This window comes from Dehalococcoidia bacterium (assembly GCA_025054935.1).
GTDB lineage: Bacteria > Chloroflexota > Dehalococcoidia > SpSt-223 > SpSt-223 > JANWZD01.
The window spans coordinates 46,137-57,864 of record JANWZD010000010.1 but is presented as its reverse complement, the minus strand read 5'-3'; the positions used below and the strand labels follow the sequence as shown (position 1 = coordinate 57,864).

Below are 11,728 nucleotides of genomic sequence, written 5' to 3'. Positions count from 1 at the left end.
CCGCGCGCCGACAGGACGGCTCTGTGACGGCGCTGCCCCCCGAACCTGAGATCACTGCGCTCTTGCAGGGCCAGCATGGCGCGCCTGCTGCCGTGCTGGGGCCGCACCCCTACGAGGAAGGGAAAACTGTCATCCGCGCGCTGCTGCCGGGGGCGAGCGCCGTCCGCCTTGTTCAGGATGACGGGATCCCGGTCGAGCTCGAGCGGATTCGCGCCGAGGGATTCTTTCAGGTCGTTGTCAACGGCTCGCCCGTCGGGCGCTATCAGCTCGATGTCTGCTATCCCGACGGAACAGTTCGCCGAATCGACGATCCGTACCGCTTTCCCTCGCTCCTGAGCGATTTCGACCGCTATCTCTTCAACGAGGGCAGTCATCGCCGTGCCTATGAACACCTTGGCGCGCATCCCCGTGTCGTTCAGGGCGTCGCGGGCACTCACTTCGTCGTCTGGGCGCCGAACGCGCGTCGCGTCTCGGTCGTGGGCGACTTCAATGGGTGGAATCCCATCGCCAACCCGATGCAGCATGTCGGCAACTCCGGCCTGTGGGAGCTGTTTATTCCCGGGGTCGGTGTCGGGGCACGCTACAAGTACAGCATCCTGCCGAACAGCAGCCCGTGGTCGCTGGAAAAAGCGGACCCCTACGGGGTCTTCGCCGAGGTGCGTCCGAAGACCGCCTCGATTGTCTTTGACCTGCGCGGGTATGTCTGGCATGACGAGCGCTGGATGGCAGAGCGTGCTGCGCGCCAAGGTGCTGATGCCCCTATCAGCATCTACGAGGTGCATCTTGGATCGTGGCGTCGCAAGCCGGACGGCAGTTTCTACTCGTATCGCGAGCTGGCGCACTTGCTCGTCGAGCATGTCAAGCGGCTCGGCTACACCCATGTCGAGCTGCTGCCGATCGCGGAGCATCCGCTCGACGCTTCATGGGGCTATCAAGTCACCGGCTATTTCGCGCCGACCAGCCGCTTCGGGACGCCGCACGATTTCATGTATTTCGTTGACTATCTCCATCAGCATGGGATCGGGGTGATCCTCGATTGGGTGCCCGGTCATTTCCCGCGGGATGGTCACGGTCTGGCGTGGTTTGACGGCACGCACCTGTATGAGCATGCCGACCCGCGGCGCGGGGCGCATCCTGATTGGGGAACGCTCATCTTCAACTTTGGCCGCAATGAGGTCCGCAGCTTTTTGCTCTCAAACGCGCTGTACTGGCTGCGTGAATACCACATCGACGGGCTTCGGGTTGATGCGGTCGCGTCGATGCTCTACCTCGACTATTCCCGCAAGCCGGGGGAGTGGATCCCGAACCAGTACGGAGGCAATGAGAACCTAGAGGCGATCGCCTTCCTCAAGACGATGAACGAGGTCGTTCACAGCGAATATCCGGACGTGCTCACAATCGCCGAGGAGTCGACCGCGTGGCCGATGGTGACGCGTCCTGTCGCTGAAGGCGGGCTCGGCTTTTCGCTCAAATGGAACATGGGGTGGATGCACGACACCCTGCGGTACTTCCAGCGCGATCCTCTCTATCGGGCGTTCCACCAGAATGAACTGACGTTCTCGCTCATCTACGCCTTCAGTGAGCATTTTGTCTTGCCGCTTTCGCACGATGAGGTTGTCCACGGCAAAGGGTCGCTCATCGGCAAAATGCCGGGAGACTGGTGGCAGCAGTTTGCGAACCTCCGTCTGCTCTACGGGCTGCAGTATGGCCATCCCGGCAAGAAGCTGCTGTTCATGGGCGGCGAACTCGGCCAATGGCTGGAATGGTCGGAGGCGCGCGAACTCGACTGGGCGCTGCGCGACTGGCCGATGCATCGCGGGCTGATGCGCTACGTCGAGGACCTGAACCGGCTGTATGTGACCGAGCCGGCGCTTCACGAAGTCGATTTTGAGTGGACCGGCTTCGAGTGGCTCGACTTCCATGATGCCGCCTCGAGCGTCATCTCGTTCTTCCGCAAAGCTCGCGACCCGGAGGAGTGGCTCCTTTTCGTCTTCAACTTCACGCCGCTGCCCCGCCACGGCTATCGCCTCGGCGTGCCAGGACCTGGCCGGTATCGCGAATTGCTCAACAGCGACAGCGAGGTGTACGGCGGCAGCAATGTCGGGAATCTCGGCGGCGTCACTGCCGAGCCTATCCCCGCCCACCACCGTGAGTGGTCGGTGCGCCTGACGCTGCCGCCGCTTGCCGTTCTTATCCTGAAGCCTGATTGAGCGCGCGGGGCCGCTTGCGGCTGTTGGGTTACCCAACACCCGCAAGCGGCACTACGGCGCGACTGGCATTGCCGGCAGCGTCTCCGCGATGACCGCAAGCAGCGCGGCGTGGATGCGGCCGTTGCTGGCAACAGTGGCAGGACGGGAGAGATCGATCGGCCCGCCGCGATAGTTGGTGACCACCCCGCCAGCTTCCTCAACGAGCAGCAGCCCAGCTGCCACATCCCAAGCGTTGAGCGGCCATTCCCAATAGCCGTCGAAGCGGCCCGCCGCGACATAAGCGAGGTCGATGGCGGCGGCGCCATCGCGGCGGAGCGCGAGCGCGCGCTCGAGGAACGCGCGCCAAAGCGAGACGTTCGCAAGCCGCTCGGGCAGCGTGTAGGCGAAGCCGGTTGCGAGCATAGCGCTGCTCAGGTCCGGGGTGCTGCTTACCGCAATCTGCCGGCCATTCAGCGTCGCCCCTGCGCCGCGCTCGGCAGCGAACACCTCTCCGAGCGCGGGCGCATGGACGACGGCTGCGACCAGTTCGCCCCGCCGAGCGTAGGCGATTGAGACAGCGAAAAAGGGATGGCCGTGCAGGTAGTTCGTCGTCCCGTCGAGCGGATCGATATACCAGCGATGGGTGTCATCGTCGCCCCCGCCCGCACCTTCCTCGGCAACGATGACATGCCGCGGCGCGTGGCGCCGGATGATCTCCACGATCGTCCGCTCTGCGGTCAGGTCCGCCTCGCTGACAAGATCGGTGCGGTTCACCTTGGTGGCATACTCGCTGATGCGGCCGCGCAGCGCAAGCAGCCGCTCCGCTGCCGCCGCGGCGGCGTCGAGTGCGATCGCAAGTGGGTTCATGCGCCTCCCTTGAGGGAAGCGTAGCGTCTAGCTGACGAGAGCGATCGGGGCCTCTGCGTCAAGGGGCCAGATGCCGCTCAGCCGATAGTCGACAATCTGCTGTACGGTGACGATCGGAAGAGAGAAGCGGCGCGACAGCGCGGCGAGGTCGTCGAGCTGCGCGACCGTACCGTCGTCGTTGATCACCTCGCAAATCACGGCAGCAGGAGGAAGGCCCGCGAGAACGGCAAGGTCGATCGAGGCTTCAGTCTGACCTCGCCGCCGGAGGACGCCCCCTTCGGTATAGCGGAGCGGGAAAACATGGCCGGGACAGCAGAGATCGTCCGGCGCTGAGGTCGGGTCAGTCAGAACCCGGATCGTGGTAGCGCGATCGGCGGCAGAGATCCCGGAGCCGATCCCGCGGGCAGCGTCGACTGGCAGGGCGAAATTCGGCTGGTCAAGCGCTCGACCGGCGTCGAGCTCGCGGCGGGCGAGAGGAACGCCGAGGCGATCGAGCTGCTCGCCGCGGACAGGGACGCAGATCAGCCCGCGGCCATGCCGTGCCATGAAGGCGATTGCTTCTGGGGTGACGGCGACGGCGGGGAGGCAGAGGTCCCCTTCATTCTCCCGGTCTTCGTCGTCGACGATAATCACCATGCGGCCCTGACGGAAGGCGGCGAGTGCTTCGGAGATGGACGCGAACGGCGCCTCCCGGTGGTTTCTGGACATTCAGTACCTCCGGAACTTCGCGAAAGTCTAGCATGGGGCCCGACTGCGCGCGAATTCGGGCGCGAGGGAAGCCAGATGCGTGTTGTCCGCTTCGATCGCTTTGGAGGACCGGAGGTGCTGCGCGTCGTCGAGGAGCCGGACCCGGTGCCTGGGCCGGGCGAAGCCGTGGTGCGGATTGTCGCCGCGGGCGTCAATCCTGCGGACCTCGCCATGATCGCCGGCCGCTACGGCGTTCGTCCTCCCCTGCCCGCTACGCCCGGCCTCGAGGCGGCAGGAGTGGTGCTCGCGGTTGGAGCAGGAGTGAAGGAGCCCTGCGTCGGCGAGCGCGTGATCCTCGCCTTGGGGGCGGCGCGCGGCCAAGGAACGTGGCGCAGCCTTGTCGTCGCGCCGGCAGAGTCCCTCCTCAGGACGCCAGAGCGGCTTTCCGATGATCAGGCGGGCGCTGCGCTTCTGACCTCGCTGACAGCGGTGGTGCTGATGGAGTCGCTGGGCTGTGCCGAAGGCGAGGCGATCCTCGTCACTGCGCCGCGCTCGAACACTGGCCTCGCGCTCGGCCAGCTGGCGGCGGTCTCGGGGCTCCGGCTGTATGGCGTCGCTCGCCGCGAGGGCGCGCCGCCGCCTGGCTACCAAGCAGTGACGGTCTGGCCGGCGTGGCCGGTCCCTGCGGGAGTGCCGCTCCGCGCTGCCCTCGATGCGGTGGCGGGGGAGTGGACCCAAACGTGCCTCGAGGCGGTGCAGCCGGGAGGGGAGGTGGTGGTCTATGGAATGTTGTCTGGGCGCCCGTGCGCGGTGGACCCGGCTTCGCTTATCTACGGAGAGAAGCGGCTGCGCGGCTTTTGGCTTCAGCGCTGGCTGGAGAACGCTGCCCCAACGGAGCGGGACGCGGTCTACGCGCTCGCCCTCACCTATCTGAGTGCCGGCACGCTTGCGCCCGTCGTCGCCCGCACATTCTCACTCGATGCCGTCGAGGCGGCCTGCCGCTTCGCACTCTCAGCAGGGCGCGTCGGCAAGGTCGTGCTGCGGCCCTGAGCTAGTTCTTATCTCCCCATTTGAACGACCAGAGCACGCCCGCAATCGCAAGCAGCGAAAAACCGATCATGAAATACATGAAGAGGTCGATCGTCTTCACAACCGACGTGTCGATCATTGTTGCTCCTCGGACAGTTATCGCGGCATCCCGAGGCCGCGGACTGCGATGATGTTGCGCTGAATCTCTGAGGTGCCGCCAGCAATCGTGGCGCTCGTGGCAAACAGGCGCAGATCGATCAGTTTGCCCTTCATTGCCGCCCATTTGCTTCCCTGGCGCAGCGGCGCGTAGGGGCCGATCACCTGCAGCCCCACGTCGTACAGCCGTTGGGTCAGCTCGGTGCTCCACAGTTTCGAAAGGCTGCCCTCTTTGTTCGGCACGCCGCCGTGCATCTGGACCGAGACAGTGGAGTAGGCGAACAGCTTGGCCACCTCGATCTCGATCGCGAGCTGGGCAAGCTTGGCCGCGATCACGGGGTCCTTCGCGAGGGGCTGGCCGTCGGGGCCGACCGTCTCTTTGGCGTATTTGACGAGGTCTTCGAGGGTGCGGCGCGCCACTGCAGAACTAGAGACGAGCGACCGCTCAAAATCGAGCGTCGTCGTCATCACGTACCATCCCATGTCCTTCGGCCCGACGAGGTTGGCGCGCGGGACGCGCACGTCGTCGAAAAACGTCTGGTTAAGGTGATGCCGCCCGACCATATCGATGATCGGCCGGACGGTAATTCCCGGCGACTTCATGTCGACCATCAGGAGGGAGATGCCCCGATGCTTGGGCGCCTCGGGGTTTGTCCGGACGGCGAGCCAACACCAGTCGGCGTAGTGGCCGAACGACGTCCAGATCTTTGAGCCGTTCACGACGAAGTCGTCGCCATCTTCGACGGCGCGCGTTTGGAGCGACGCGAGGTCTGAGCCGGTGCCCGGTTCGGAGAACCCTTGGCACCACATGACGTCGTGGTTGGCGATCGCGGGGAGGTGCTGCCGTTTCTGCTCCTCGGTACCGTGCATGATCAAGGCCGGGCCGACAAAGTGAACGCCAGGGCCGGCATAGGGACCGCGCCAGTAGGCATATTCTTCGTTGAAGATCATCTGCTCGATGACCGTCTTGCCGCCGCCGCCGTACTCTTTCGGCCAGCCGATCGCAAGCCATCCGCGGCTGCTGAGCTTCTTGAGGAATTTCTTGATCTCGGCGCGGCCCTCGGGGGTCTCGGTGTCGCCGCCGTCGTAGTCGGGCCCGAGTTCGGCCAGCAGCCACTCGCGCACCTCGCGGCGCCATGCCTGCTGCTCTGGCGTGAACTGAAAATCCATCCTGCACTCTCCCTCGTCACGTTCTCCCCATTCTCAGGATACACCCTGAGCCGCGTCAACTCGCGGCGCTACTTTCGGGCGGGCCGGCGCTCGGTCTGCTAGAACAGAGAGAACTGAGCAGCACCGAGGAGAGCATGAGCGAGGAGAAGCAATCGGTCGAGCAGCAGATTGCCTGGCTTCGTGCCCGCATTGAGGAGGCAGACCACGCCTACTACGTGCTGGATGACCCGTTCCTCTCCGATGCTGAGTACGACGCCTTGCTTCGGCAGCTGCGCGAGCTCGAAGCCGCTCATCCCGAGCTGATCACGCCCGACTCGCCGACCCAGCGGGTGGGGGGCAAGGTGTCCAGTCAGTTCCAGCCCGTCACCCATGCCGCACCGATGCTGTCGCTGGGCAATGTCTTCAGCCGGGAGGAATTGGAGGCGTGGGCGCGCAGTGTCGTTAATCTGCTCGGCGCAGCGCCGGCATACTGCGTCGAGCCGAAGATCGACGGGCTTGCGGTCTCGCTGCATTACGAAGACGGCGTCTTGGTCGAGGGCGCGACGCGCGGGGATGGCGCTGTCGGCGAAGATGTGACGGCGAATCTGCGCACAATCCGCACGATCCCGCTTCGGCTGCGGAGCGCCGTTCCCGGGCGGCTCGATATTCGCGGCGAAGTCTATCTCCCCCGCGCTGCCTTCAAGGCGTTGAATCAGGCGCAGCTTGCTGCCGGACAACGGACGTTTGCAAACCCGCGCAATGCCGCAGCCGGCTCATTGCGCCAGAAAGACCCCGCGCTGACAGCGAGCCGGGGGCTCGCCTTCTTCGCGTATGCGGCCGTTCAGCCTGCCCAACTCGGCGCCGCGACCCAGATCGAACTGCTCGACCGGCTGCGCGAGCTTGGCTTCCACGTTGCGCCGGATGTTCAGCTCTGTCCCGATCTTGCCGCCGTTTGGGAGGCAGCAGAACGGCTGCGCGAGCGCCGCGACACTCTCCCCTTCGAGGCGGATGGGGTTGTCGTGAAGGTGAACTCCTTCGCCCAGCAGCTTGCCCTCGGCGCCCGCGACCGGGAACCGCGCTGGGCGATCGCGGTCAAGTTTCCTGCTGTGCAAGGCCAGACGCGCCTCATTGACGTCGCCATTCAGGTGACGCGGCGGGGACAGCTCGCCCCGCGCGCCGTCCTCGAACCCGTGCGCATCGGCGGCGTGACAGTCAGTGCGGCCTCGCTGTTCAACGAAGAGGAGATCGCGCGGCTGGGGGTGATGATCGGCGACCGGGTCGTTGTTGAGCGGCGGGGCGAAGTTATCCCGCAAGTTGTCGCCGCTCTTCCCTCCCAGCGGACGGGCGAGGAACGCCCCTTCGTGATGCCTGACCGCTGTCCCTCCTGCGGAACGCCGGTGGTCCGCTACCCCGGTCAGGTGGGGGTCTATTGTCCGAACACGTGGGGGTGTCCCGAGCAGGCGCTGCAGCGCGTCATCTGGTTCGCCTCCCGGGCCGGGATGGATATCGAGGGGCTGGGACCGGAGCGGGTCGAGCAGCTGCGCGACGCCGGGCTCGTCAGCACTGCCGCAGACCTCTACCGTCTCACCGTCGACCAGTTGGTGCGGCTGGAGCGGTTTGCCGACGTTTCGGCGACGAAACTTGTCGAGGCCATTCAGGCGAGCAAAACTCGGCCGCTGCCGCGGCTGTTGGTTGCGCTTGGGATCGGCGATGTCGGCGAGGCGACGGCGCGGGATCTCGCCGAGTCGTTCGGCACGCTCGCGGAACTGCGCCGCGCCTCCGTCGAAGAGCTGCAGCAGGTTCCGGGGATCGGTCCCAAGGTCGCGGCCGCGATCCGCGCCTTCTTCGACGACCCTCAAAACGCTGCCCTGATCGATGCGCTCGCCGCGCTCGGAGTGACTGGCGGCGAGACGAAACGGCGGCCGCTCGGCGGCGCGCTCAAAGGCCAGACCTGGGTAGTGACCGGTACGCTCGATTCGATGAAGCGCGAAGAGGCAGAAACGGCGCTGCGCTCGCTTGGCGCCACTGTCTCGGGCTCGGTCTCGAAGAAGACCACCGCAATCGTGGTGGGGCGCGACCCCGGCGCAAGCAAACTGGCGAAGGCTGCCGAGTACGGCACGCGCCGCCTCACCGAAGCGGAGTTTCTTGCCCTCCTCGCCGAGCACGGCATGTCGCTGCCCTCCTCACCTCTCAGGGAGCAGAGGACATTCGAGCGAGAGGGGAAATAGCGCGCTCTACTCGCTTTGGGGCAACAGCTCTTGGCCCCGGCCGGGGAGGACCATAAGAAAGGCCTGAACCGGCCAGGTCAGCCCTGCTTCGCGGCGGCGGATGGCGAGCACTTCGCGTCGGACAGGCGGCGTGTCGGCGAGAACAACGGCGACGAGGGAGCCGTAGGCGATCTCCCGCTCGACCGCAACGCGAGGGAGCAGCGCGACCCCCAGACCGGCCTCGACCATCCGTTTTGCCGTTTCGACGTTATCGGTCTCGAGGCGCACTCGGGGCGTCACTCCTTGGGCGGCGAACAGCGCCCATGTCAGCTCGTGCCAGCGCGAAGTCCGGTCGAACAGCACAAGGCCCTCGTTCGCCAGTTCGGTGATAGAGATCTCGCGCTCGGCGGCGAAGCGGTGTCCCGGCGGCGCCACGAGGACGAGCTCTTCGTAGGCGACGGGATAGGAGTCGATCGCGGGATGGACGACACGGCGCACCAGCCCGAGATGGACGCTATCGTCGAGAACGAGACGAAGGATGTCCTCGGAGTGGCCGGTGCGGATTGACAGCTCAACGTCGGGATTCGCCTTGGCAAAACGGACGACCATCGGCGGAAGGAAATAGGCGCTGATGGCCGGCGCGGCGCCGATCACCAAGCGGCCGCGCCGGCCGGCACTCAGGTCCGCGAGCTCCTTGCGGCTTTCGTCGATCTCGCGCAGGATGCGCTCGGCATGGCGGAGAAACCGCGTCCCGGCCTCCGTCAGCACGACGCCGCGGCGGCTGCGGGTGAGAAGCTTCTGGCCGAGCTCGTTCTCGAGCGCCTGAATGCGTGCCGTGACCGACGGCTGGGCGAGATACAGTTCCTCGGCCGCCTTGGTCAACGTTCCGTGGCGCGCGACAGCCACGAACGCCTCGATCAGCCGAAGGTCCACGCCTTCCTCGCCAAGTGCTGCTGCGCCGATGATATCACGCGCATTCCCGAGCGAGGGGGCAACCGGAAAGCGCCCGCCGCAACTGAGCGCATGGGAACGGGCAGCGCGCGAGCGAGAGCGGAGAACGCGTTGGGCGTAGAAAAACCCCGCCGGCGGTATTCCTGCGGGGCTGGTGCCGAAGGAGGGATTTGAACCCTCACGCCCGTATGGACACTACGCCCTGAACGTAGCGCGTCTGCCGTTCCGCCACTTCGGCGCGGTGGAGATGAGGGGACTCGAACCCCTGACTTCGGCGATGCGAACGCCGCGCTCTCCCAACTGAGCTACATCCCCGCGGGCGCAAAAGTATACCCGGCATCCGCTGTCGGCCGCAACTGCGGGCTCAGAAGGTTTGGAGCATCGGGCGTCCGACAATCACCATCGCGAGGAGGTTGGCGAGCGGGGCGATCAGTCCGGCGAGCCGGGCTCCGCCGGTGATCAGGTCAAGCGCGAGCAGCAGCAAGATGAGGGGAGCGAGGAGCGCGGGGCCGACCAGTTCGTAGCGTTGGAGAAGCGGAAGCGCGCGCTGCGGCAGGAAGAAGCCCAAGAGGCGGGAGCCATCGAGCGGCGCGATCGGCACGATGTTGAAGGCGGCCAGCATCAGGTTGAAGAAGATGAGGTATCCCAAGACATCGGCTACCACCCAAGCCGGGTCGAGGCTCGCGAACGGGACGGGATAAAAGTCCGGGGAATGCCATTTCACCCAATCGAGCCGGATCGGCAGCGTGAGCAGCGAGGCGAGAGCGAGGTTGGAAAGCGGACCGGCAAGCGCCACGATCGCGGGGCCGCGGAGCGGTCCGAACCGCAGCTTGAAGGGATCAATCGGAACAGGCCGCCCCCATCCGATGCCGACAACGAGCAGGAGCAGCGTCCCCGTGCGGTCGAGGTGACGGAACGGGTTCAAACTGAGGCGGCCAGCACGGCGGGGGGTCGGGTCGCCCAGCCGGTCGGCCACGAACGCGTGCGACGTTTCGTGAATCGTCAGCCCGATGAGGAGCGAAATAAGGGAGAGGAGAATAATGTCGGGGAGCACAGGCAGGAAACGGGAGGCCGCCGCCGGATCCCGCAGATACTCGGCGAGCACGCGCAGAAGCATGGCAGGAAGGTAGCTCATCGCCGGCCGAGTGTGCCAGCACCTTGACAGCCACAGCGATTTCGCCTAGGCTTAGAGCAGCGCTGACGGTGGCGCGAAGCACGGTGATGATGGCCGAGCAGATAACGCTCGGCCATTTTTGTTGGGCGCTTCGCGCACGCTTCCCACGGCAACCACTGGCAGATCGTTTGGCGGGGATAACGGTCTGCCAGTGGTTTTTTCTCGCTTCTCCCCTGCCTTGCGGATGAGCGAGGAACGCGCTACAGTTCGCCCACACGCCGGAGAACCGCTGCAGGCGTGTGATGAGGAACGCGCGGGTGCTTCGCAATCGCGTTGCCGTTGCATTGATCACCAGCACGGTGCTGCTCAGCCAACCATTCGGCACCGAGGCGCGGTGGCTTCCTGCGCTCCCGGCGGCAGCGCCTAGGGTGGGGGGAGTCGAAGGCCGGATCGATGCAATGGCCATCGCGCAGGCTGCTCGTCCCGCTGTCGTGCGGGTCTTCGCCTACGTCGACTTGCCCGGCGCTCCAGAGCCGATCCTGGTTGGGCAGGGCTCCGGCATGATCATCGATGAGCGCGGGCATGTCCTGACGAATAATCATGTCGTTGTCGACGGCGAGTATTTTGTCGTCACTCTCGCTGACGGCTCTCGGCACGATGCCCGCCTCATCGGGCGGGATACACGGTCGGACATCGCGGTGCTCGGCGTTGCGGTCGACGGGATCGCGCCTCTTCGCTTTGGCGACTCCAACGCGCTAACGATCGGGCAAGAAGTTGTCGCGATCGGCTATGCCGTCGGCCAGCCCGAAACCCCAGCAGCGCGGGCGGGCGCCATTATCGCGCTCGATAGCCGCATCTTCGCGGGGGAGGTCGAGCTTGCGGGCCTCATCCGCTCGAACATTCCGCTCTATCCAGGCGATAGCGGAGGGCCGCTCCTTGACGAAGCTGGCATGGTGGTGGGCATTAATGCGGCGATCCTGACGCGGCGGCTCGGTCGAACCGAAACGAGCTTCAGCATTCCCGTCAGCCGCGTGGTGCCAGTCATCGACTCACTCATCGCCTACGGCCGGGTGATCCGGCCGACGCTCGGCGTCTTCGGTGTCGCAGCGAGCCACGACGGCGACCCGACGCGGGGACTGCTCCTAACCCGCGTTCCTGACGGTTCGCCTGCTGCTGCTGCGGGATTGCAGGTCGGCGATATCATTATCGCGGTGGACGACGTTCCCGTCGCGACGCTTGACGACCTTGACTCGCTGCTCGCTCGGCGCGCCGTCGGCGAGCAGGTTGTGGTCGAGTATCGTGCGCAAGCGGACGGGCAGCGCGTCCGCGTCAAGCTGACGCTTAGCGAAGCGCCCTGAGCCTTAACGCGCCGTCTCAAT

The 11,728-nt window shown here is 65.7% G+C and carries 9 protein-coding genes and 2 tRNA genes; 4 read left to right on the top strand and 7 right to left on the bottom strand.

What is annotated here, in order from left to right:
• Positions 1–23: 23 nt before the first annotated feature.
• Complete coding sequence (gene glgB, locus NZ773_11400) at positions 24–2,210, top strand: 1,4-alpha-glucan branching protein GlgB (GenBank protein ID MCS6802528.1); 2,187 nt, start codon at positions 24–26, stop codon at positions 2,208–2,210.
• A 51-nt stretch (positions 2,211–2,261) separates the two neighbouring features.
• Here the strand turns inward: glgB and NZ773_11395 are convergent, their stop codons facing one another.
• The gene (locus NZ773_11395) at positions 2,262–3,056 is read right to left on the bottom strand and encodes an inositol monophosphatase (protein MCS6802527.1); all 795 of its coding nucleotides are present in this window, start codon (positions 3,054–3,056) and stop codon (positions 2,262–2,264) included.
• 27 nt (positions 3,057–3,083) lie between these two features.
• Entirely contained in the window at positions 3,084–3,764 is a 681-nt protein-coding gene (gene ribB / locus NZ773_11390; GenBank protein MCS6802526.1) for a 3,4-dihydroxy-2-butanone-4-phosphate synthase, read from the bottom strand.
• A gap of 75 nt (positions 3,765–3,839) precedes the next feature.
• On the opposite strand from ribB, the gene NZ773_11385 reads away from it, so the two are divergent.
• Positions 3,840–4,793: a zinc-dependent alcohol dehydrogenase family protein gene (locus NZ773_11385; protein ID MCS6802525.1), complete on the top strand. Its 954-nt coding sequence runs from the start codon at positions 3,840–3,842 to the stop codon at positions 4,791–4,793.
• Between the two features lie 135 nt (positions 4,794–4,928).
• Here the strand turns inward: NZ773_11385 and NZ773_11380 are convergent, their stop codons facing one another.
• A complete protein-coding gene (locus NZ773_11380) occupies positions 4,929–6,098 on the bottom strand; it encodes an acyl-CoA dehydrogenase family protein (protein MCS6802524.1) in 1,170 nt (389 codons plus the stop codon).
• Between the two features lie 134 nt (positions 6,099–6,232).
• Here NZ773_11380 and ligA point away from each other — a divergent pair, with 134 nt between their 5' ends.
• Positions 6,233–8,305 carry an NAD-dependent DNA ligase LigA gene (gene ligA, locus NZ773_11375; GenBank protein ID MCS6802523.1) on the top strand — a complete coding sequence of 691 codons (2,073 nt, stop codon included), beginning with the start codon at positions 6,233–6,235 and terminating at the stop codon, positions 8,303–8,305.
• 6 nt (positions 8,306–8,311) lie between these two features.
• On the opposite strand, the gene NZ773_11370 is transcribed toward ligA, so the two are convergent.
• The 4 genes from NZ773_11370 to NZ773_11355 all read right to left on the bottom strand — a co-directional run bounded on the left by NZ773_11370 (position 8,312) and on the right by NZ773_11355 (position 10,370).
• Complete coding sequence (locus NZ773_11370; GenBank protein MCS6802522.1) at positions 8,312–9,217, bottom strand: LysR family transcriptional regulator; 906 nt, start codon at positions 9,215–9,217, stop codon at positions 8,312–8,314.
• A gap of 170 nt (positions 9,218–9,387) precedes the next feature.
• Positions 9,388–9,473, bottom strand: a tRNA-Leu gene (locus NZ773_11365).
• Between the two features lie 4 nt (positions 9,474–9,477).
• A tRNA-Ala gene (locus NZ773_11360) sits at positions 9,478–9,550 on the bottom strand.
• A gap of 49 nt (positions 9,551–9,599) precedes the next feature.
• Entirely contained in the window at positions 9,600–10,370 is a 771-nt protein-coding gene (locus NZ773_11355; protein ID MCS6802521.1) for a site-2 protease family protein, read from the bottom strand.
• Between the two features lie 296 nt (positions 10,371–10,666).
• On the opposite strand from NZ773_11355, the gene NZ773_11350 reads away from it, so the two are divergent.
• Positions 10,667–11,707, top strand: a complete 1,041-nt coding sequence (locus NZ773_11350; GenBank protein MCS6802520.1) for a S1C family serine protease — start codon at positions 10,667–10,669, stop codon at positions 11,705–11,707.
• Positions 11,708–11,728: the final 21 nt, after the last annotated feature.